The sequence below is a fragment of the Ralstonia sp. 110700041-2 genome (assembly GCF_056280165.1).
This window is the reverse complement of the sequence record NZ_JBSFAI010000009.1, coordinates 146828-167042: the sequence shown is the minus strand read 5'-3', so window position 1 is coordinate 167042 and position 20215 is coordinate 146828. Positions and strand designations below refer to the sequence as shown.

The window sequence follows — 20215 nt, the reverse complement described above, 5'->3', positions numbered from 1 at the left end:
GAATCAGGCGGTTTACGTGCGTGTCCGGCGGGACACGCGGTTTGTGGTCTCGGTGGTCGCGAGCGCAGCGTTCACTTCACCGAGGAATTTGGTCAGGACGCCAGCGAGGCCTTCGAGAATGGGACGGCATTCGGCCGATGCGTTGGCAAAGATGGCCGTGAGTTGCGCAGACTGGTATTTGTGTGCGACGGATTCGATGTCGGCAACCAGCGTGATCATCTTCGCTCTGGCGTCAGCAGACGAGTTGATGTCGTCCTGCTGTTGTGCGATTTCCAGGTTGAGTCGATCAAGCTCGTCCTGCTTGCGCTTAACGTCCTCATTGGCCGCTTCGAGGCGACGGTTGGCTTCTTGGAGCGCATCGTCCAGGGTCTGGAGTCCTGGCGGCAGAACGTGCACTTCGACTGTCTCTTTCACAGCCGCCGGTTGGCCGCTCTCTGCCCTTGCTGCTAGCGCGTTGCGTTCGCGCGTGAGACGGTCGATCTCTTGCTGTAGCGTGCTGACGGTCGAAGAGCTGCGGGTGACCTGGAGTTGTGCTTCGTCCATGGCACGCTGCCGATTGGCCACCTCCTCCTGGGACACCGTGAGTTGGGCAGCCAGAGTTCGAATCTGTGCTTCAAGATCGCGGTTGTTGTTCAGGTTTTCGTTCAGCTCTTCCTGCGTGACTTGGAGCTGCAGGCCGGTATTGGTCAGATCCTCTTCTGTCTTCCGAAGCTTCTCGATGATCGGCCGGATGTCCTCGCGTTTAAAGCTATCCGTCTTCAACTTGTGCTCGATGACCTTGTCGACTTCGTCATCGGTGATGTCCTTGCGGGCCAAGATCTTCATCTCACCCAAGGTCAGGTTGGTGATGGCCCGGCTGTTGTTCGCAAACTTCCTGTAGATGTTGATGTAGAGAGCCACGCGTGAATCGGTCATCCGAAGGACGGTGCTTGCGTAGCTGGACAGCATGGCACTCCCGCGCTTCCTGGCCACGGTCTCATCACCGAGGGTGCGCGTGAGGCTCCCCATGATGATGCCGTCAATGTGGACCAGCCGTGCCCCAATTGCGATGAACTCGGCCACGACACGGTTTTGCGACTGCCAGATTTCCTCGGTCGCCTGTGCGATTCGGCCAATCGACGATTCGTCCAGGTCCATGAACTGGGTCCTCGCGAATGTCATGGCGGAGACAGAACCGTCGTCCGTGATCGTTTGCGCAAGCTGGAAGTCCGTATGAGTCATGTCGATGTAAGCCAGTGGAGTGTTCTCGTGACCGGAGCCAGATGTGCTCAGGCGCCAAACGGGCGGTGCGATGCGGATGGTTACCGCGAATGCACCTCCTCTTCGAGCCATCGTAAGGCGGTCAGGGAGAAGTCAAGTGAACGCGTGGCCTGCGATGTGCGAGAGCAAAATCGAAGGTCATCGGTTGGGGCGGGTCGGAAAGCGGCTACATACGAACGGCCTATTACGAATTGCTAAAGGAAGACGCGACTCTATCGTTGTATCGTTCGCCGAATCGCAATACTTAACCCCAATGAGGTGGGGTGTGGGTGCAGTATTTGGAGGGGTGCGTGAATTAAATGAAGCTAATATCAGTCGTCAAAGCGAATTAAGATTTTCTGAATGCATCTTCAAATGCCCCACAAAAGGGGGGCATCCGATGGCATGAGCGTCGCGTCATCCACTGCCTTGCAGCGGATAGGCTCGCGCGTGCGAGCTTGCGCGGATCCACTGCATCCGCTAAAGTTCGTGACATCTCCGCGTCGTTGACGCATCGAACTTGCGCTTGATGGAGCAACTCCATCTGGCTTCACAGCCGCTCAGCGCCATTCTCCCTTTCTGATTTGTCCCGGCTCAGCTTGTTTGCCTGACGCTCGCGCGTGAGGCAAGCACGTTGTTGCTTGCGGGATTCCTTGCTCATCCGAGCATCGAATGATCGCCTGGCAGCCGCCAGGAAATCCCTTGCCGCGTTTTCTGGAGAGAGAACCATGGAATCCCTGCTCAAGTTCGTCAATACCCCCTTTCGTCTGTTCTGCACGATGCTGGTGCTGTACATGGCCGCGCATTCGCATGCCATCGCCGTTGTCGTAGGCATCGTGTTCCTCTCGGTCATCTGGCATAGCCTGAAGAGCGAGAAGGCTGCACCGATCCCTGCTGCACCCGTCATCATCCCGCCGAAGCCTGCACAAGCCGAGGCGGACAAGGCCGCTCCCGCGGTGCGCCCGGCTGCCAACACGGCACGCTATGCGAAGTCCGCGGTTGTCACGCCCATGCTTCGCCCCAAGGCCGCCACGCGCCCTTGACCTCAGGCCTTCCCTTGGAAGGCGCCTTTAACCCCCTGTTGGTGGGAGTCTTCTCCCGCCAGCAGGTGGGGGGAGGCTGCCCCATGGAGAAGTCACCATGAATACCAATGCAGTCGCGTGGCAACTCGATTTCTTCGGGGATGCTGCTGCCGTAACCCCCACGCAACACAAGCAAGACCCTCTCCCGGATCCGGCCTACTGGTCCGACTCGGTCAAGGAGAAGATGGTCGACGCTCTCATCAGCCTCGCATGCGACAGCCGCCGAGGCGACAACATGCCCGAGTCCCTTATCGACTGCGCCGACATGCTTCGCGCGCGGATGCGCGGAACCCTCTATGACTTGGAGGATTACCGCATGACGCTCGGCTGGATCTTTCACTACTGGGACGGTGCGCTGCCGTACCTGTACGTGTGCGCAGTGACCGGGGTGAACCCCGAAGTCCTGCAGGACGTCATCCTGAACCAGCCTAGGCTGAAGAAGGATCTCGACGAACTGAGGCATTCGTTCTGCGGCACGCTGTTGTAGGAGGCCGCATGACGTTCCTCGAATCGCTCGTGAAGGTGCTCCTTCCCAAAGCCGACAACCCTCAGCGTCACGCAGACGCCGAACCCATCAAGGTTGGTGCTGGCGGCAACAACGAAACACAGATGACCATCAGCGGTGAGCCGCACCTGTTTCGCGATGAAGGTGATCGAGTCGCGCATTTCGTTGCGCTCTTCGAGAGCCGTCTCACCGAGACCCCGTTCGGTCCCAAGCTGCTGCCTGCCTTAATCCCCCATTGGTCTCTCAAAGCAGTCCACGAGGGCTTGAAGGTGACGGAGGTGGTGGCACAGGTCATTCAGGGCGGCGTCCAGCCTTCCTCAGTCAAGCAGGAGCCGACTCGCAGTGCGGCTGCCCCTAGACGGGCAGTGCCCGAAACGACGGAGGAAGCACCGGTTGAGGCCGATGCGCAGGCCCGCCGCGCACGTGCCCCTGAAGCGCGCTCGCGTGCCACCTATCACGGTCGCATCAAGTCGTGGGGCGAAGAGCGGTTCCCTGATCGCAAACGTCCCGGTAAGTCCTACAAGAATTTTGCGTTGAAGCTCGAAATGGCCTCAGGCATGGAGACGCTGCAGGGCGAAGGCCTGAAGGACGCAATCTCGGAGGCGGGCTGCAAGCTCGGCGACGCAGTTGAGGTCAAACGCCTTCGCAAGATCAAGGTCCCGGCCTTCGATGAAAAGAGTGGTGACCCCGTTCTCGATGAGAACGGCAACCAAAAGGTTCATGACAAGTGGCTGTGGTCCATCTCCGTAGCCCATTAACCAAAAGGTAATTCCGTATGGCTTCAGTCAACAAGGTCATCATCGTGGGCAACCTCGGTGCTGATCCGGAAACACGTTACATGCCCAGTGGCGACGCGGTCACCAACATCCGCGTGGCAACCACCGATCGCTTTAAGGACAAGGGTAGCGGTGAGATGCGCGAAGCCACCGAATGGCATCGCATCGCGTTCTTCGGTCGCTTGGCGGAAATCGCTGGCGAGTATCTGAAGAAGGGATCGTCGGTCTACATCGAGGGTCGTCTGAAAACCCGTCAATGGGAGAAAGACGGCCAGAAGCAATACAGCACCGAGATTGTCGCGGAGCAGATGCAGATGCTTGGCGGCCGACAGGGCGCCGGTGGTGAAAGTGAAGGCGGTGGTGGTTACTCGCGCGGTGGCGATGATACTAGCGGTGGCCATGGCGGTAGCCGCAGCCAGGCTGGAGGAATGAGCCGCAGCGCAGGCGGCAGTGGCCAGGGCAGTAGTGCACGTCGTCAACCCGCGCCGTCCAACGGCTTCGAGGATTTTGACGACCCGGACATCCCGTTCTAGTCCTGATCGACAGGGCTCATTTGTAGTTCTTCTCAAGCGCCTCTGGGCTTCCACGAAAGTGGAACCTGGAGGGGCAACTTCCTCTCCTGCGCCGGCGGTCGCTTGGCGCATCCCCCTTCGAATCTCACCCCCAAGACGTCGTGCTGAAAAGACGGTCTGCCCGTGCGGGCCGTCCTTTGAGCAAGCGTTCCCTCGCCTGTCTCAGGCATCGACCAACACTCCACCTGGAGTCATCCCATGAAGAAACTGAGTGAAATAGTGCAAAACTGGACGCCCACTCAATGGGATGCTCTGGTGAACCAATACCTGCCGGCGGCTTTCCTCACGGAGAGCTTCTGGAAGGGTAGGCCTGGCCCGTGCCCGATCTGTGGTGGGCACGATCGATTTACCTACGACAACAAACGTGGTCGCGGCGATTGGGTCTGCCGCAAATGCAACGCTGGTAGCCCCAAAGCCGGAGACGGCATTGAGCTCGTGTGTCGCGCGACTGGTATGTCGTATCACGAATTGACCTGCAGATTGAACGGCGAACCCGTTCATCCAATCGGTCCCTTGGTCAATCGGCCGGTCGCCTGTCGGCAAAAGAAGTCAGCCGATCCCGTCTGGAAGAAGCGCCGCATCCATAAGCAGTGGGATGAAGCAGTGTCTCTCACGCCAGGCGACCACGTGATGCACTACTTGGCCGCACGGGTTCCGGGGCTCCGGGCGCCGCGTCCGCAATCGTTGCGGGTTGCGATGCAGGACTACCTGTTTGAGGACGAGGTGATCGGCCGTTATCTAACCATCATCGCCAAATTCACCTTGCCCGATGGCCAGATGGCGACCGTGCATCGAACCTCGTTGGACCCCGTCAAGCCGATGAAGGCGACCATCATCAGCAAGGACGGGGAGGTATTGCCCGCCAAGCGCAATGACGTGTCGGCGTTGCCGCTCGCCGGCGGCGCGGTGCGGCTGATGACGCCTCGTAACGGTGAGATCGGGATCGCGGAAGGGCTGGAGACTTCCTACGCTGCCTACATGCTCTTCGGTGTGCCGATGTGGTATTGCCTCAATCGCGTGCTGGTCAGCCAGTTCGTTGTGCCAGAAGGTCTTGGCATCCACACCGTGCACATCTTTGCCGACTTTGATGCAGTGGATCCAAAGACGGGAAAGTCGCCGGGAATGTCCGATGCCTTGACGCTCGCCAAGCGCTTGCGTGCGGAAGGCTTCACGGTTGTCATCCATCGGCCGAAGCTGCGCGGTACAGATTTCTGTGACGAGTGGTGTGCTGAATATCAGTCGCGCGCTGTGCATCACGAGGCGGTTGCCGCCTAAGTTCGTTGCCGCCTTCGGGTGGCATTTTCTCTTTACTTCTGCCCTGTGGGTTCGTCCCACAGGGCGAATTCCCTGGGCGCATTCTGGAGTTCGCTATGCCCATGAAGGGATTCATTCAAGTGGTCGGAAAACTGCAGATCCACGCGATGCGCATTGTCGATTCGCTGGAGGTTCCAGCGGGCAAGTCTGATGCGCAGTGCTACCACGTCTTTCGCCGCAGCGACGGCGGCAGCATGGAGTTCGTTGGCAAGGACAGCGATCTCGATTTCGTCGAGACGTTCTGTCTGCAACGTGCATCGCTGCACTGATTGAAGTACCCAACCCTAACGAAAAACGCCCGGCACTGCCGGGCGTTTTTTTTCGCCTTCGATTCGTGATTCGCCGGGCCGTTACTCGTGGCCGACGGGCCGCTGGGCAAACCGGCCGAGCACGACGCGCGCGGCTTCCAGAATTGCCATGCCGGTGCCGGCGATCAACCAGAATTTGGCGGTATTGACGTAGTTGAGGTGAGCGAAGAAGTCAGCCATTTCAATGCCTCCTGAAGGGTGTGAGGTTACACGAACGCGGTTGCCTTTGACCGCTTGATGTCTTCAGGATACCCGGGCTGTCGCCATGTCAACCTTTGGCGCCGCTACGCTGCAGGGTTAGTTTGGAAAGAATCGCGCCATGGCTTCACCGAGGTGCTCGGCCATCGCCGTTGGCAGTCCATCAGGCGAAGGCGAGTCGGACTCGGACAAGGCGGCCGGATCGAAAGCGGGGGCGGGCGAAGGATTTGGCCGTGCCACAGACTCCGCGAGAGCGAACGGCGCTGGTGCTGCAGACACGAGTGTGGCGACAGCCGGTGCAATGGCCTGTGCCGGCACCAGATTTGTCTGCACCGCTTGCCTAGCCAGGAACGCGGTGTAGCCGAGTTCTGCCATGTGCCGCAGCGCGTGCGCGCGTTGTTTGGAATCCAGGATGCCGGCCAGATAGGGGAAGAGAGTCGGCGCGGTGACGGGCGTCAGCGTGACCTTGATCGAGAGCTTGTCCATGGTGGAATGGCGCCCCCGATTACTTCTGCTTCACCGGGCGCGTGCTACCAATGTCGTAGAAGCCGCTCACATTAGCGAAGCACGGGGAGGAAAGGGCATGGATGGGGGTGCGCGGGAACGCGGCACGAATGGCAGGCACATAGAGTGCGCTGCCGCCGCCGGCGAGGATGATCGCGCGGATGTCTTCGGTTCGGCCGACGCGGGTCTGGATTTCCTTGACGGCGAGCTGGCAGACGCTGCGCGCTTTTTCCAGATACGGCGTGAGATCGATCTCCTTGTCGAAGAACAGCATCGGCTTTTTGTCGCGCAGGCACTTGTCGATGCGCTCAATGCCGGTGACAGGCTCACCCTCGTCCTGCTCAATCAGCGATGCGATCTGCTGATAGATCTTGGACGAGCCGCCCGGTACGCCGCCGCTGCGATTGTCGTCCATCGTGAAGCCCTGGGCGACCACCCAATCGGTGGTGAAGTAGCCGACATCGATGACCAGGTGCGCGTTGTCGGCATCGAACTTGGTGTTCTGTTGGCGCATAAACGTCACCAGCGCGCCGAGCGGTTGCGGCAAGCAGATGACCGATCCGATCTCAACGGGTTCGCCCCCGAAATCAAGCGTTCCTGTGAAGCGATCGCGCAAGTAGGAAGCGTATTTCTGGGTCGTGTGAACGGGCAGGCCTAGGATCAGTTGGCCCACCTCCGATACCTGGGCGAGGCGCAGGGCGCCACCCAGCAGCGCGGCGTACTCGTCTTTGGTCACAAAGTCCTCCGACAGCGTGCGGCCGGTCTGACCATATGCCGAGGAGAGCGACACACCGGGGCCGACTTCGTATTCCACGCCGTCAATGGCAATGGTGATTACGTCGCGCGCTTTGAAGAAGCCGTTCCCGTGGTTGGCAAGCGCGCGTGGCGCGGCTTGCGGCGCGAGGGACGGGAACATGTTCAGCTTGGTCTCGGAGCCCATCGGGAACGCGAACTTGGTGTTTCCGTATCCGACGTCGACGGCAACGGTGGCGGCTTTCATGGTGCAGACCTTGTGTTGGGGCGGAGCAGCTTCCGCCGGGGCAGTGGAATGACGCGTGAGGGCGACATGACACGTAGCTCCCCCTTGCGGGAGACGTAGATGTCACGACGAGCTGGGCGAGATTGGTCAGCCTCTGCTAGTGACACGTAGCTGCACCGTGCGGTGCACGTGAGTGTCACGTGGTTCAGCGCATAACCGATCGGTGCCCGCCGGTGACACGTAGCTTCCCCTTACGGGGTATGTACGTGTCACGTCGCCTTACGTTGGGACTGTACGAGGCTGCGCCGGCTGTTTGATGGAAGAAAGCCCGTCAATCTTGCGTAGCTTTCGTGCGGCGCAATTCACTGGGCTGCCCTATCCTTGAGTCACCACACGCGTCCCCCGACGCATCGATAGCTCCGCGAAGACCGCGGAAACTCAGGGTGAGCCGGCGACCAAGAGGTTGTTGGGCACCAATGTTCGTGCCGGATAGTCATCCGGCATTTTTTTCAAGCAAATCAAGTGGATGGGGCCGGAGAGTGAGGCCACCGGACACCGCGATACCAAAACGATCAGCGCGCTGGCTGTGAAGCTAGACCGCAGTGCGTACAAATCCGAAGCCGAACACCGAACAGTGTTTGTGGATGGAACGCGATAAGACGCACCCGTTCAGCCAGAGGGCTGGGCACGAATCACAAGGCCCGATACACAGCGGCGGAGATGGTTCGGCTTGTGGGTGGGATACGAGAGCGACCCGAGCAAGGGTGACCGCACGTATCTGAACGTGACGACCGGTAGGCGCAGCCGGCACCAGAAATGCGCAAGGAGAATCTCACACCAGGGCAAAAGCCTGTGGGCGAGTGAAGGCCGCGGAGTCGCGTGCCTTGCTCGTGTCGGCAGGAAGGCGTCGCAAGATGCCGGCCGGTGTGTAGGCCGCGAAGCGGTGAGTCAGCGCGCAAGCGCAGGCTCGCTGCAGGACGGACAGTCAGAACGCATTGCTTCCATGCGTCGGGCTGATCGATTGGAATCGCTAAAGGCGGGGAAGTTGGGCCTGGCCGGGGGAACCGGCAGCCGACCGTGGTGGGTCGGGTAAAGGGGAAGCCAGCACGGGGGTGCGGATTCCGTGAGTGCGGCGCGGTTGCCGGCGGGGAAACCTGCGTCGAGGACGTGCGCGCTGCGCAACCAATACTCGGAGTCACGGTGCAGACGCGCATCAATCTCAAGCCGATCCTGGCGAACTACTCGCTGCCGGAACGGTTCAAGTCGGAATTCGCGGTCTTGGCGGGCGAGAACCTGCACAAGCCGCACAGCCAGACCCGCGTCAGCGGTCGCGCGCTGTCGTCGATCTCGCAGAAACAGCGCGCGCAGATGTTGCTCAGTCTCGCAGTGGAGCTGCGTGAGGGCGGCTTCACCATCATGTCGCCCTACAACCTGGCGGAGAAGCACCTGCGATGGTTGGTGCAGCGTTGGGTGACAGAACGAAACCTCGCGGTGGGCAGCGTTGAACTGCGCCTCTCACACCTGCGCGCGCTGTGCTCGTGGATGGGCAAGACCAACATGGTGGGCGGCATCGATGACTACGTGGAGAGGCCGGCAGGCTACACGCGCAGCTACGCCGCCGAGACCGACCGTTCTTGGGACGGCAACAACATCGACGCGCTAGCCAAGATCGAGGAGATCGCCCAGACGGATGCCCACGTCGCAATTCAACTGAAGCTTGAGGCAGCGTTCGGGTTGCGCGCGAAGGAAAGCTGGCGACTGCGCCCAGCGCGCGACCTACTTCCATCGGGCTATCTGCACGTGCAGGACGGCACCAAGGGAGGCCGGCCGCGACAGGTGCTGATCGAGTTCGATTGGCAGTACGACCTGCTTGCGGAGGCGGCTGAGTTGGCCGCGTGCACGAATCCCGAACGGGGCTCCCTGATCCCGGCGACCTATACGCAGGTGCAGTGGCGCAGGCGCTTCTATACCGTGCTGGAAAAGCACGCCGTGACCAAGCGCGGCGACGGTGTCACCGCCCACGGTCTACGACACCAGTTCCTGCAGCAGATGTACCAACGGCTGACCGGTGAGCAAGCGGCCATCAAGGGGGGCGCACGCGTTCTCGACCGTGAAGCGCACAAGGACGCCATGACGCGGGTGGTGGAAGCCGCCGGCCACAGCCGCAAGGAGAAGGCCAACGCCTACCTGTCGACGCATTCCGCGATCGCAGCCCGGAGCCGGCCCGTCGTCACACGTGAGATGGCCGTCGCGGCGGTTGCCGCGGCCAATGGGGTCAAGCTGAAGGCGGCAGAGGCCCTGGGCATTTCGCGCCCCGCACTGTATCGCCTGCTTGCCAAGCCCGCCGAGGCGGGTACTGCGGCCGGCCATCGGCACTTCACGGGATGAGGTCGTGCGATGACTGAAGATGACGCAATGGCCGATGGCGATTGGGATACCTACCTGTTTCCAGAGCCAGAGCTGCGGGCGTGCACAGACGAAGAACTGTACACACTCATCCGAGAGAACCTGCCAAACGCGACCGCGGAGACTGACGGCACCGACCTGTTGACGGACGTGGCCATCGATCACGCTCAAGACCTGATCGAGCAGGCCCGCGATTTGCTGCTGGCTCGTGGGGCTGCTATCTCGCCGCAATGGCGCGCAGCGCTCCGCTTCCTGCGGTGGCCGCTGAGCCCAGCGGAAGTCACGGCCAACCAAGCTCGGCGGCTTCGCGAGATCGAGGAGGATCGGCTTCGGCGGGCGCACGCCGCGAAACTCGGGGTGGACATCCTCCAGGCAATTCGGACGGTGATGGACGGCGGCCGGCTACCGCTCTCCCTCTCGTTAGAGGGGGTGACTGTCAGCATTGGCTGGGGCCTGCGGACATCGGATGGTGAGCGCAGGAGCATCAGCCCCAGTGGGGCCGAAGTTGTGCGTATGCGGGACGCACTTGCCGCAGCGGGGTGCTGCCACTGTCAGATCCACGGCGCGTCCCAAGATGGGATTCCATTCGAGGAGGCGCCTACGCCGGAGTGGTCTCTCAACTTCAGTGTGCCGACGAATCGTGCCGGGTGGGATCTGCTGAAGCAATGGTGGAAGGAAGGGCGGTTCAGCCACGCGCCACACGTCTGGATGTACCGGCCAGAACTTGGCGACCCCGAGTTCTTCTGGCACTGGCCACTCGATGCGTGTTGGCCGGGCAGCGCACCTGCGTGGCGGCGCCTGTATGGGCATCTTGGTTACGTCGACCTCCCTTGGGTGCGCTTTCATCGTCGGGTGCACGGCAATTGCTGGGAGCGCGACGAAGTGAGAGTGGAATGGGCTGCAGGAGAGCTCCGGTACATCGAGTGCGCCGAAGAGGCTGACCGAGAGGCTCAGCGGTTGATCACGTCGGGCGAGATACTCGCCTACAAGATCTCGGCCAGAGCTGCTATGGACGCACATGCCGGTGCCGGTGCCGGTGCCGGCCCGGCCCCGGTTGTGCGATCGCGACTCGCAGAGCTGCTCGCCCGGGTTTGCGGAATGCTTGGGCGTTCGTGCTCATCGGGCGCGGCCGACCCAACGAAGAACTGATCGCGCGCTAGACGCGTTCAGGACAAATAACGCAAAAGCCGCCAACGGTGTGGCGGCTTTTGCGGGATTGGTCGGCGGGTTAGAACGGCGGGCTGGTCCCGGCGATGTAGGAAAGGTACAGCGCGACGGCCACAGCGATCAGCCAGAAGCTGACACGACGGCCCAGGGTTTGGGGAGATCCGTACGGTTGTTGGGCTTTCATGGGATGCCTCCATTTAGATTCCATCTTAGCGAACGGCGGCGCTGATTGCGCGGGCCAGCCGCCATACGTTGGGAACGCGGGCCACGGCAGTCGGTCCGACATCTTCCACCTCCGCTGCCGGCGCGCGGCTCAAGAGATCGTTGAGGGTGGTCTGCCGACCAGCCTTCTCGTGCGGATGCGGGGTGGGCGGCGGCAACTCCATCGCCTGATCGCGCGTCGCGGCCGGCAGCCGGGGGAACGGGTCGACGCCGGTGAATTGTGCGAGTTTGGCGATGCTGACCACCGCATATTTCGGCGTGGCATCGTTGGGTGCGATGTAGGCTGCTGCGCCGACGCCCGGGACGTAGATCGCTTTCCACAGATAGTCGGGTACCCGTACATGTTCGTTGAGGTAACGGGCCTTGCCGTCCGTGAATGCTGGGCCGGTCACCACGTAGGCTTCGCCGGTCTGCCGTACCAGGCGGCGGGTCGACGTCTCCAGGTGGCTCCACATGCGGCGGTTGCTGACCGAGTTCTGCGGGACGACGTTGGCCAAGCTGAAACTTTCCTGTTGCGATGCCAGGTCGCCGAAGTCCCCGCTTGGCGACATGTGGCCACGGTCAATCTGGACGTGCGAGCTACCGTGGTAGTCCTGCAGGGTGGCGCGGGCGGTTGCCGGCAAAGACGTCTCTTCGAAGAAATCGCTTTCGCGCGGCAGCTCACGCGCCTGGTTCACCGCCTGCGCGGTCAGGTGTTCGGCTGACCACAGCGGTGTCCGGGTCGCCGAGGACACGAGCACCGCGTAGGCGCGGTAGCAGAGCAGGTGGCTGGCGCCAGCGTGCTTGCTGGACAGCACCTTCGGTTGCGCGCCGTCCGCGACCGATGCGCCGCAGTGATCGGGAGAGGCGCCGGCGACCTGGAGGAATGCAGAGAGGGCAACGAAGAGCAGGGTTTTTTTGAGCACGGCAGTTGGGATCCGGGTTGACCTAGATCCATCGTGCCTTGTAACGGGCAATGTCAAGTACCCGAAAGCGAGAGCTTCTGCGGGCCGATTTGCGTGAAGGGTTTGGGAGTGCTGGGCACGGAACGAGATCCGGCCGGCCAAAGCATGGCCGTTACCGCACGGTCATCTACCGCGCGTCGACGCCATCGTCAGTTGGAAGGTCAGCGCCTCGCCGATCGCGCGATCATGGTGGCGAGGGGCGCTAGTCGAGCTGAGGCTCCAGGGCATCCACCGCACGCGCGACGAATACGTCCATGCGCGCGAAGGCATTTTCTTCGCCTTCAACCAGTTCGGCGTCGAACGCGTCGAGTGGTTCGAAGCGGATCCAGGGACGGCCATCGACGTAGATGACCTTGGCCAATCGCACGAGCTTGCGATACCGGCCGGCGTCTTCAAGGACGGTGGCCATTGGTACTTCCGCGGCGGCGGGGGAAGCGGGCCTGCTGAGCTGGGCGGCCATTGCCGCGAATATCGGTCCGCGGGTTTCCCAATCCATGGCATTGCGGGCGATCGCGTCCAGCAGCATTGGGATGTCCACCGGCGTCAATTGGCGACGCGCGATCGAGGCCAGCTCGTGTTGATCGGTTGGGCGATACTCGACGCGTCGGTTCCAGATCAAAGCCAGCTCGTCGTAGGCCGCTTCTTTGGAGGTTCCGATTTGCACGGGCGGCGTGCCAATGCCGCACTGTGTACACACAATGACGGCCTCCTTTCGGCCAGCGAAGAACCTGGCCCGTCCGCCGCAGTGACCACAGCCGATCAGATCGTCAAACATACCGTTGGGTCTCGATGATTGGATTTTAAGTCCGGATTATGCCTGTCGCCGAGTTTGTTGAACCACCACTGCAGACGGGTTTATGTTGCAGCGGCTCCAAAATATGCGTGAGACGTCGCCAAAATCCTGATGGCGGCGCTTTCCATGAAGCCTTGGATGATGGCTTCAGCCTCGGCGCGGGCGCGGCCGAACGCCCAGAACTCGTGCAGCCAGTGGCCTCCTGGGCTGTCTGGCCCCTGCTGGAGGCCGATGGACAGGGCGCCGCGCACGGCGATGATCGTTTCAGGGTGGGGAAATTCGGAGGAGAGATCTGCTGGGGGCATGTACTACGTTATTTGGTAAAGGCCAACTTCCTCACTGCGCTTTTGAGGAATGGCTGGAGATAATGCGGAGAATAGCTGGGCGGCACCAGAATGTATGTTCATTGTGCGTGCCGATTGTTGCTGTTGTGCGGGATCAAGTCAGCGAGGCGACGTGGACGGCGCCGCGGGTTTGAGCAACTGGTCGAGCATCCGGCAGCGAAGCTCGCAGGCTGCTTTGCCCCAGGCGCTACCGCTCTACCTGTGGCGTTCGGCGAAGGGAAGGCCGGTCGTCGGGCTGCGACCACTGAAGATGCTGCGGAGGTTGACGTGCTCACGCATGGCCGCCGCCGCCCACCGGGGCGCTGGCATGTGGCTGGCCGGGAAGGCTGGGCCACATGCTGCTATCCGCTCCGGAAATGTTCGTGTGCCAGTTGGCGAGTGCCGCAGCGGTCGTGATCGTGTGATGCAGCGCCTTGTCAACGTTGCCGGCCTGCAGGTACATCATGGAGCGGGTTTCGAGGTGGCCAACGAGAAAGACCCAGTCCGCTGGCGACTTGTCGGCGTCCTTGGCAGTTCCCCAACGCTGGCGCTGGTGGGCGGCTTCTTGCACGACCCCGCGGGCAAAGTCATGCAGCTCGGGGCTGTTGAGCAGTTGCTCTGCATTCAGTGCCCGGGCTCGCCAGTGGTCGAGCTCTGCGATCTGAGGGCGCGTGATGTCGAGAGAATGGCGCAGTGCATGCCAAACATGCGAATCCAGAGATCCCCGCTTGTGCGCGTAGACCGACTGGGCGAGCACCTTGCGATCCGAAGTGCAGCGGCGCAGTGTCACCCAGGTGGAGCCGTCGTCATCGGCCACACTGATTTCCCAGCCGGGAGGTAGCCATGGCGCGGCATTGTTGGATTTCTGGCATGCCCGGCAGGGAACCTTGCCTTTGTACACCGTCAGCTCGCTACCGAAGCCGTGGCAACTCGCACATGGCGCCTCGGGCATTGCCGTTGCCGCCGGCGTGGTGGTCGATTCCCCTTGTGGCCAGCCAAGAGCCTTCTGAGCCCGGTCAAAGGCGGGGCGGACGGTATCCGGAATGCCGTCTTCCTGGCCCGCCCACCATTGCACTGAAAGAACGAGGTCGGCAAGCAGCGTCATGGCTTCGTGTTGAGTTGTTGCCGGGGAAGCGTTCTCATTCGTCTGCTGCATCGTTGACCTCCGTCGTCGTTGCTGTGCTGTGTGGAGCGGCCTTGCCATTGCCTCGTTGGTAGCCTGGACACCCACCGCCCGAATAGTCGAAGCCGGAGCAACCATCGGTTGCGTGTGGGCACAGCGCGGCGCCGCATTCCTTGCTCATCGGGAGTACCTTGTGGCCCCTTGCCTTGTCGATCGTCAGCTTGGTGCGCGCCTCGGCTGGCGTGAGCGAGCGCCCGGTGGCATCACGGAAGAGGCCAATGTAGTCGTCCGGGTACGTGCTGCTCCGCACGAAGCCCTCGATGTCCAGGTGTATATGGAACCCCCACATCAGCGTGGGCCCTCGTCTGCGTCAATCGACGCAGCACCGGGCGTATCGCGCAAAACTGTGTGGCCATCGGCGTCAGCGTTGGCCGTGCCGACTCCGTCAGCGCACAATCGCAGCTCCTGGGGTCCTGGGTAGAACTCGACCACGTCGTAGCCATGCTCCTTCCAGTCGTCGGCGATCGCCTTGCTGTCGGTGATGGGCACGCACACAGCGGGATGCGTCGTTTTCCAGATCGCGGGCCGTGACGTGTCCGGCCGGCCCTTGTCGGCCAGCTCGTCATCCACCGCCGTTGGCCCCAGCCACTGAGAGCCCTCGCCGGGGCACTCGACGTCCCAGGCGAGCAGTCCGTCCTTGTAGGGCACAACGGCGACCTCTGCGTCGTGACCACCGAAGAACTGCTGCAGGCTCTCGGCCTGGCGGAGGGTGATGAGCAGCATGGGGCGCCGCGCCGGTGTAATGCCCGCAGTTTGATGATCGCGGATTCGCTGCAGCACAGCGCGGGTGCGGGGTCCGCAATGGCCTTCGTCGAGACACCAGTCGATCTCGGCAGCCAGCGCGGCATTGTCAACCTCCAGCGTCGCCGGAACGACAGGGGCGCCACTCAACGCCGGTGGCCACGGCTCCGGCATTAGGTGCGTGACGTTGCGTGCCGGCTCGGTACCGGGCTCGCCGTTGCGGTCCGGATCAAGCTCGTAGAAGTCGGTGGCCTTCAAGGTATGGAACCGCTGGCCACCGTACAAGGGGTACACCTCGACTTCACAGCCACGGCCTCGGAAATGCTTCGCGGTGTCGTCTGCTTCACTGCGCGTGCGTACCAGCAATACTTTGTATCCGCTCACAGCCACGTCGAACGCCCTCGGCTCGCCCTGCTGTAGGTCGGAGTGGTGGGGGCAATCATCGTTCGTGCACTGAAACTCCTCGCCCATCTCGGCCAGTGCGCTTTCGATCGTCGGATATGCCGCTGTGTCCCAGCAGCCCGGGTAGTGGATCGCCGCCGCCAGACTACTGCCCAGGACTTTGCGGACGGCGGCCAATGCTCCGTTCCAGCCTTCGTTGTGGTGCTCGGTTGCAAGATAGGCTTCCGTGCCGCTCCTATGCGGGTTGTGATGTTTTTCGCTCAGCATTGCGCTTGTTCGCTGTGGTTTTCTTGAGGTCCGGCCGAACGGCTGGTCCCCATTCTGAAATGGGCTGTCAGGAGGCAAGGCACCGCAACCGTCCTCATGGACAAACAGCTCGTGAACGCCGCGCAGCGCGTCCATGACGCCTTTCGCATGCGCATCGGACAAGGCGATGGCGCCAGCTGGCGCCTCTTCCTCGGCTGCGCGCCTCTCGCGGTCCACAAGGTCCAGCATGGACAGGCGACGTATCACATCGTGGCCGTCAATCTGGCCGACGACCCTGATGGCGGCCAACATGTTGCGAAGGGTGGAGGGTTCACCGGCACCGGCACAGTCCGCGGGAACTGCTGCCGCGGGTGGCATGCTGGCTTGCGGGGCGTCGGCACGCCGCCATTTGTCGAACTCTCGAAGGAAGACCGTGTCGGCGAGCAGGCCAGCGATTGCGTTGGCAATCAGCCCGCGTTCCCGTGGAGTCGGGACATGGGACCCCAGCGTGCCGTGTAGCTGGTATCCGGACACAAACTGGTCGACCACCGCTTGCACCGGCGCGTACGCTGGTTCCTGTCGGTCAGCATCATCTACGGCGGTCACCGCATTCAGCGCGGAGTGGTAGCCGCAACGAAAGCCTGGCACAACGAGTGCGCCATCTGGCACGCATTCGACGCAAGCATGATCGAGGGTGCGGTCTCTGCTGAGCAGAATCCATTTCGCCATGGTGAGCGTGGCGTTCGCGCGGGCGCGGCCATCGGGACCGCATGCGACTGCAGGGCTGGAGGATGCGGAGGTGTTCATCGTCAATTGTGTGCGAGGCGGCTGGCCTCGGGTGGCAATGGATTCAGATCAGCGTAGCCAGCCCAGTACAAAGTCAAGGGATGGCACCAGCCGCTCGGTGGTCATGCCGTCGCGAGTTGCGCGTCAAGCGTGTCGAGTGCCGGAACAGGCAAACGTGGCGAGCCAGTGGTCGGCCCAGCGCGAGGGCGTTCGGTCGACGCGTCGAAGGCCGCCGATTTGTCGCGCGTCAGAAGCTCCCCCAAACGAGAGGGAAGTTCTGCCAACACGAACGCGCATAGGTTCGTGTCTTGATCATCCAATGCACTGGCCGCGCGGCGCCGACCGTCGGTGCCGGCGTTCGAGCGCCGGCAATGTCGATCCCCAGCGCCAGCCATCCGAGCCAGTAGCGGCTGCGCTTCGGAGGGAACCGGTGCGGCGCGATCCTGCACCACCTGGAGCACCCGCAGAAGGTCTGACGCTTGCTCACGTGCGCGTTCCAAGTCAGTGAGGTAGGCCCGCAGGTGGGCAATTTCAGCGTCGAATTCCTTCAATTCCTGGTAGCGGATCTGACTGAGATACGCCGTAAGCGCGTATTGGAGGATCGACAGCGACTCACGGGTTTGCTTGCGGGGAAACACCGCAAGGAATTTGCGCCCGCGGTGGAATTCCGCGATGACGTCGGAGGTCATGAATGCGGGGAGCCTGACCTGAAGCGAACGAACAACCGACCGAGAGACGGCCGGCACCAATATGCCGACCTGCGCGGCGAGATAGGCCGTGCGAATACGCTGCGCAGCACAGAGCTGTGAGTGCACCCGGTCGGCACGACGGCTCAGTGCCGACAGCGCCTTGGCCAGCGTGCTTTGCGCTGCGTCGATCAATTGCTCTGCCATTCCATCCTCCGATGTCGTGTACGCCCGGGAGTCAGTCGTTCAGGCCACCTGCAGGTCGCCGGCGGCCAGCGCTGGCACGCGTGTCACCATGAAGCGGCGCACCGCGCGCAACCCCTGAGCCGAGTAGAAGGCCTCATTGGCCACGGATATCGGAAGCGCAATTACGTAGCAGGGATTGCCGTTGGCAAACTGGATCTGGGTCGACCCGTTGGGCAGCGCCACGTTGTGCTCGCGCCCACGCAAAAAGACGACTGCCACGGTGGGTTTGCCGGGCTCCTGAAACAGTGCATAGGTGGGTTGAGTCGCCAGCACATCGGCCGGCAGGCCCGGCTCCTCGGGATCGCCTGGGAGGAAAACGCGCCGCTCGTCGGACCAGACGTAGATGCGAAGCGCGCCGGCGTGGCGCATGCCGTCGGGTGCCGCGCCGTTCCACCAATCGCATAGAACGCGCACGGCCGGGTCAGCCTCGTAGTCGCTGCCACGACTGGGCATCTCGCCGCCGGCGGCTGTGAGTGCCTTCACCAGTGCGTCATAGTCACCCGTGACCGTCTGGTTGTCGCAGGCCTGCTCGAGGTCAGCGCGCCGGCGCTTCTTGGCCAGTGAGACCGGAATGCCGTGGAAATCAGCCAGGCTCGTCAGGTTGATGCGCTCGACGATGGGCCGATCTGCATTCCAGATGCCGGACAGCCATTCGTCCGTGCGATACAGCAAAACGAATTTTTGGCCTGCATCCGTTTGCGGAGTGGCCGCGAGCGCCTGTTCGAGGTCGCTTGCCGCAATCTCTGACTCCTTGAACCAGCCCAGGAACGCATCGTCGGGCTGCATGAGCATCAAGAGATCCAGGATCAGCCCTACCTCTTCCGGGTCGCAATAGAGCGACGCAAAACGAAGAGCATTGCTTTCGAGGTTGGGCGAGCGCATGACGACCCCGTACACGCTCTTGTCGTCCCGCTCGCTCAGCACCAGCACCGGCCAGTTCGAGAGGCTGTCCTTGGCAGTCAGGCCCCACTTGACCGGCCAGCTGTCCTTGAGCACGTCGTGCTCTGCAAGGTGCAATTCGGCGGACCGGAAAGGCGATTGGGCCAGCAGCTCGCGCACGATGTCGTCGGGCTCGGCAGCGAACGTGCCGGTAATCGGAACCGGGCGCGCCAATGCATAGTGGACCGTCGCGCTTTTGACATCGCTGTCGTTCGGAACAACGGCCACGTAACGGAACAGGCGTGCGGTGCCGGTCACCCTGTCATGCTGGTCAAACAGCCAATCACGAATTGCCAAGCATTGCGTGTCTTGCATGGGGGGTTCCTTGTTGACGATGTTACCGGTCATCGCCGGCGACTTGAGTGAGCTGAGCGGGGCGCCTGGTTGCATGCGTGCGCCATCGGCAGAGCGGTTCAGTGGAGTCTTCATCACCGGTCTCGATGTGTCGGCGGGAGGCGGGTGTCCGCTACGGGGTGTTTGTTCGGGTTCCATTCGACCAACCGGATACCGTTGGTCGCGTAGTACTCGCGCTTTTCCTGCATCCGCCGGTCGTACTCGCGGTTGCCGGTCATGCCGAGCACTTCGATAACGGTGCGCTGGTCGACATCCTTTAACTCGAAGTCCGGGTGGACTGCGGCGGCGCCCACATGGCGCAGTGGCTTCTCGAACCTGCGCTGCAGGCGAATCAGGTGGTCGGCCATGACTGCCTCGTGCGACGAGTCGCATGGCAGGAAGGACGAGTTGGTCAACATGGCTGCCATGTCGGCGACGTGCAAGTAGCCATTGGCGGTCTTCTCGACGGCCAGGACCGCCACGCTCCGCAAATCCTTGCGGCCGAGACCGGCCAGCGCAGTCGCGTAGGAGCGTGAGACCTTCTGAAACAGCGCATTGGACATGAAATACCGCTGGTGGCTTTGGCGCAGCACCAGCATGCCGCCGTGAGCGCTCGGTTTGAACTCGCCGACCTCGCCGATGATCAGCCCCCGGTGCGTCGTGGTGCCAGCAGTGGTCAGCCGCGCGACGAATGCATCGAACTCGGCAAGGATCTCGGCCTTATGTTCCGGGTCCCACCTGCGCATGATGTGCAGCACATCGGCTGCCGGGCGGCCGTTGATTTTCGCGTCGGCGAACTCGGCACTGAGCATGGACCAGCATGCATTCCAACCGCGGTATCCCTGATCGGCCCACGCGTGCAATCCAGCCGCCTCCCAGGCGTATTCGAGAAATGCGAGGAGAGGTGCCGATCGGCGATGCGCTCGCGGCGCACTGGAGGCCTGGGGTGATCGCGGGCCAGGCTGGCCGGTGCCGGGCTGTGTAACCTCCAAGGACAGATCAAGCTGAATGAGGTGCTTGCCGTTCCGGGTTTGGAATGGGCCCTTGGTTCTTGCCGTCGCCGTGGCGTGGCCTTTGCGTTCCTGAAACGGGCACCCCTGACGATGCTTGTAGTTGGCATCTGGCCAGCGCGCCAGGATGAACGCCGACCGGAGGCGCCGGATGACGAGCTTCGGCCGAGGGGCATGCTCTGTGCAGCCGCACTCGGCGAACCCTTGAATTCGCTTGGCGCGCTCGAGCTGGGTTGTGTAGCGGCCCGGGTTCTCCAGCACCTCAGCAAGGTCGAAGTCGGACGGGCCGATCCGGATCTTGATCATGGTGT

At 62.2% G+C, this 20215-nt stretch carries 23 protein-coding genes; 8 read left to right on the top strand and 15 right to left on the bottom strand.

Translation table 11 applies throughout. From position 1 onward, the window contains the following. Positions 1-12: 12 nt before the first annotated feature. Both ACUXH0_RS15355 and ACUXH0_RS15350 read right to left on the bottom strand, forming a co-directional pair. Entirely contained in the window at positions 13-1137 is a 1125-nt protein-coding gene (locus ACUXH0_RS15355) for a hypothetical protein (RefSeq protein WP_012755742.1), read from the bottom strand. 652 nt (positions 1138-1789) lie between these two features. After that, positions 1790-1969 (bottom strand): hypothetical protein, encoded by a 180-nt coding sequence (locus ACUXH0_RS15350; RefSeq protein ID WP_146049767.1) that lies wholly within the window; start codon positions 1967-1969, stop codon positions 1790-1792. Between ACUXH0_RS15350 and ACUXH0_RS15345 the strand changes: the two genes are divergently transcribed. From ACUXH0_RS15345 to ACUXH0_RS15320, 6 genes are all read left to right on the top strand, one after another. After that, positions 1968-2282, top strand: a complete 315-nt coding sequence (locus ACUXH0_RS15345; RefSeq protein WP_012435647.1) for a hypothetical protein — start codon at positions 1968-1970, stop codon at positions 2280-2282. The genes ACUXH0_RS15350 and ACUXH0_RS15345 overlap by 2 nt on opposite strands. Before the next feature lie 97 nt (positions 2283-2379). Then, positions 2380-2808 carry a hypothetical protein gene (locus tag ACUXH0_RS15340; RefSeq protein ID WP_012435648.1) on the top strand — a complete coding sequence of 143 codons (429 nt, stop codon included), beginning with the start codon at positions 2380-2382 and terminating at the stop codon, positions 2806-2808. Between the two features lie 8 nt (positions 2809-2816). Beyond that, a complete protein-coding gene (locus ACUXH0_RS15335) occupies positions 2817-3584 on the top strand; it encodes a hypothetical protein (protein WP_012435649.1) in 768 nt (255 codons plus the stop codon). Positions 3585-3601: 17 nt separating this feature from the next. Further along, positions 3602-4135, top strand: a complete 534-nt coding sequence (locus ACUXH0_RS15330) for a single-stranded DNA-binding protein (RefSeq protein WP_012435650.1) — start codon at positions 3602-3604, stop codon at positions 4133-4135. A gap of 237 nt (positions 4136-4372) precedes the next feature. After that, on the top strand, positions 4373-5449 hold the full coding sequence (locus ACUXH0_RS15325; protein WP_012435651.1) for a primase-helicase zinc-binding domain-containing protein: 1077 nt from the start codon (positions 4373-4375) through the stop codon (positions 5447-5449). A 101-nt stretch (positions 5450-5550) separates the two neighbouring features. Beyond that, the gene (locus ACUXH0_RS15320) at positions 5551-5757 is read left to right on the top strand and encodes a hypothetical protein (RefSeq protein WP_225694718.1); all 207 of its coding nucleotides are present in this window, start codon (positions 5551-5553) and stop codon (positions 5755-5757) included. 81 nt (positions 5758-5838) lie between these two features. Here ACUXH0_RS15320 and ACUXH0_RS15315 read toward each other — a convergent pair whose 3' ends face one another. From ACUXH0_RS15315 to ACUXH0_RS15305, 3 genes are all read right to left on the bottom strand, one after another. Further along, a complete protein-coding gene (locus ACUXH0_RS15315) occupies positions 5839-5976 on the bottom strand; it encodes a hypothetical protein (RefSeq protein ID WP_012435653.1) in 138 nt (45 codons plus the stop codon). Positions 5977-6093: 117 nt separating this feature from the next. After that, positions 6094-6480, bottom strand: a complete 387-nt coding sequence (locus tag ACUXH0_RS15310; protein WP_012435654.1) for a hypothetical protein — start codon at positions 6478-6480, stop codon at positions 6094-6096. Between the two features lie 19 nt (positions 6481-6499). Next, positions 6500-7498 carry a PRTRC system protein D gene (locus tag ACUXH0_RS15305; protein WP_012435655.1) on the bottom strand — a complete coding sequence of 333 codons (999 nt, stop codon included), beginning with the start codon at positions 7496-7498 and terminating at the stop codon, positions 6500-6502. A 1179-nt stretch (positions 7499-8677) separates the two neighbouring features. Here ACUXH0_RS15305 and ACUXH0_RS15300 point away from each other — a divergent pair. Both ACUXH0_RS15300 and ACUXH0_RS15295 read left to right on the top strand, forming a co-directional pair. Beyond that, positions 8678-9865 carry an integrase domain-containing protein gene (locus ACUXH0_RS15300; protein ID WP_012435657.1) on the top strand — a complete coding sequence of 396 codons (1188 nt, stop codon included), beginning with the start codon at positions 8678-8680 and terminating at the stop codon, positions 9863-9865. A 9-nt stretch (positions 9866-9874) separates the two neighbouring features. Continuing rightward, entirely contained in the window at positions 9875-11032 is a 1158-nt protein-coding gene (locus tag ACUXH0_RS15295) for a hypothetical protein (RefSeq protein WP_012435658.1), read from the top strand. A gap of 79 nt (positions 11033-11111) precedes the next feature. On the opposite strand, the gene ACUXH0_RS15290 is transcribed toward ACUXH0_RS15295, so the two are convergent. From ACUXH0_RS15290 to ACUXH0_RS15245, 10 genes are all read right to left on the bottom strand, one after another. After that, the gene (locus tag ACUXH0_RS15290; RefSeq protein ID WP_012435659.1) at positions 11112-11234 is read right to left on the bottom strand and encodes a hypothetical protein; all 123 of its coding nucleotides are present in this window, start codon (positions 11232-11234) and stop codon (positions 11112-11114) included. Positions 11235-11259: 25 nt separating this feature from the next. After that, entirely contained in the window at positions 11260-12177 is a 918-nt protein-coding gene (locus ACUXH0_RS15285; protein ID WP_012435660.1) for a DNA/RNA non-specific endonuclease, read from the bottom strand. 241 nt (positions 12178-12418) lie between these two features. Further along, positions 12419-12991: a Lar family restriction alleviation protein gene (locus tag ACUXH0_RS15280; RefSeq protein WP_021197366.1), complete on the bottom strand. Its 573-nt coding sequence runs from the start codon at positions 12989-12991 to the stop codon at positions 12419-12421. An 80-nt stretch (positions 12992-13071) separates the two neighbouring features. Further along, a complete protein-coding gene (locus ACUXH0_RS15275) occupies positions 13072-13314 on the bottom strand; it encodes a hypothetical protein (protein WP_012435662.1) in 243 nt (80 codons plus the stop codon). 310 nt (positions 13315-13624) lie between these two features. Beyond that, positions 13625-14437 carry a hypothetical protein gene (locus ACUXH0_RS15270; RefSeq protein WP_021197367.1) on the bottom strand — a complete coding sequence of 271 codons (813 nt, stop codon included), beginning with the start codon at positions 14435-14437 and terminating at the stop codon, positions 13625-13627. 34 nt (positions 14438-14471) lie between these two features. After that, positions 14472-14765: a hypothetical protein gene (locus ACUXH0_RS15265; protein WP_225694719.1), complete on the bottom strand. Its 294-nt coding sequence runs from the start codon at positions 14763-14765 to the stop codon at positions 14472-14474. A gap of 38 nt (positions 14766-14803) precedes the next feature. Beyond that, the gene (locus tag ACUXH0_RS15260; protein ID WP_021197368.1) at positions 14804-16633 is read right to left on the bottom strand and encodes a hypothetical protein; all 1830 of its coding nucleotides are present in this window, start codon (positions 16631-16633) and stop codon (positions 14804-14806) included. A gap of 179 nt (positions 16634-16812) precedes the next feature. Continuing rightward, positions 16813-17583 carry a hypothetical protein gene (locus ACUXH0_RS15255; RefSeq protein ID WP_012435666.1) on the bottom strand — a complete coding sequence of 257 codons (771 nt, stop codon included), beginning with the start codon at positions 17581-17583 and terminating at the stop codon, positions 16813-16815. 39 nt (positions 17584-17622) lie between these two features. Then, positions 17623-18990 (bottom strand): hypothetical protein, encoded by a 1368-nt coding sequence (locus ACUXH0_RS15250; protein WP_012755744.1) that lies wholly within the window; start codon positions 18988-18990, stop codon positions 17623-17625. After that, positions 18990-20210, bottom strand: a complete 1221-nt coding sequence (locus ACUXH0_RS15245) for a DUF1173 family protein (RefSeq protein WP_012435668.1) — start codon at positions 20208-20210, stop codon at positions 18990-18992. Before ACUXH0_RS15245 ends, ACUXH0_RS15250 begins: the two co-directional genes overlap by 1 nt. Between the last annotated feature and the right edge of the window lie 5 nt (positions 20211-20215).

Coding starts and splice junctions, on each gene's coding strand:
- ACUXH0_RS15355 (WP_012755742.1), bottom strand. CDS start 1,137: ATGGACCTGGACGAATCGTCGATTGGCCGAATCGCACAGGCGACCGAG.
- ACUXH0_RS15345 (WP_012435647.1), top strand. CDS start 1,968: ATGGAATCCCTGCTCAAGTTCGTCAATACCCCCTTTCGTCTGTTCTGC.
- ACUXH0_RS15350 (WP_146049767.1), bottom strand. CDS start 1,969: ATGGTTCTCTCTCCAGAAAACGCGGCAAGGGATTTCCTGGCGGCTGCC.
- ACUXH0_RS15340 (WP_012435648.1), top strand. CDS start 2,380: ATGAATACCAATGCAGTCGCGTGGCAACTCGATTTCTTCGGGGATGCT.
- ACUXH0_RS15335 (WP_012435649.1), top strand. CDS start 2,817: ATGACGTTCCTCGAATCGCTCGTGAAGGTGCTCCTTCCCAAAGCCGAC.
- ACUXH0_RS15330 (WP_012435650.1), top strand. CDS start 3,602: ATGGCTTCAGTCAACAAGGTCATCATCGTGGGCAACCTCGGTGCTGAT.
- ACUXH0_RS15325 (WP_012435651.1), top strand. CDS start 4,373: ATGAAGAAACTGAGTGAAATAGTGCAAAACTGGACGCCCACTCAATGG.
- ACUXH0_RS15320 (WP_225694718.1), top strand. CDS start 5,551: ATGAAGGGATTCATTCAAGTGGTCGGAAAACTGCAGATCCACGCGATG.
- ACUXH0_RS15315 (WP_012435653.1), bottom strand. CDS start 5,976: ATGGCTGACTTCTTCGCTCACCTCAACTACGTCAATACCGCCAAATTC.
- ACUXH0_RS15310 (WP_012435654.1), bottom strand. CDS start 6,480: ATGGACAAGCTCTCGATCAAGGTCACGCTGACGCCCGTCACCGCGCCG.
- ACUXH0_RS15305 (WP_012435655.1), bottom strand. CDS start 7,498: ATGAAAGCCGCCACCGTTGCCGTCGACGTCGGATACGGAAACACCAAG.
- ACUXH0_RS15295 (WP_012435658.1), top strand. CDS start 9,875: ATGACTGAAGATGACGCAATGGCCGATGGCGATTGGGATACCTACCTG.
- ACUXH0_RS15290 (WP_012435659.1), bottom strand. CDS start 11,234: ATGAAAGCCCAACAACCGTACGGATCTCCCCAAACCCTGGGCCGTCGT.
- ACUXH0_RS15280 (WP_021197366.1), bottom strand. CDS start 12,991: ATGTTTGACGATCTGATCGGCTGTGGTCACTGCGGCGGACGGGCCAGG.
- ACUXH0_RS15275 (WP_012435662.1), bottom strand. CDS start 13,314: ATGCCCCCAGCAGATCTCTCCTCCGAATTTCCCCACCCTGAAACGATC.
- ACUXH0_RS15270 (WP_021197367.1), bottom strand. CDS start 14,437: ATGACGCTGCTTGCCGACCTCGTTCTTTCAGTGCAATGGTGGGCGGGC.
- ACUXH0_RS15260 (WP_021197368.1), bottom strand. CDS start 16,633: ATGGCGAAATGGATTCTGCTCAGCAGAGACCGCACCCTCGATCATGCT.
- ACUXH0_RS15255 (WP_012435666.1), bottom strand. CDS start 17,583: ATGGCAGAGCAATTGATCGACGCAGCGCAAAGCACGCTGGCCAAGGCG.
- ACUXH0_RS15250 (WP_012755744.1), bottom strand. CDS start 18,990: ATGAAGACTCCACTGAACCGCTCTGCCGATGGCGCACGCATGCAACCA.
- ACUXH0_RS15245 (WP_012435668.1), bottom strand. CDS start 20,210: ATGATCAAGATCCGGATCGGCCCGTCCGACTTCGACCTTGCTGAGGTG.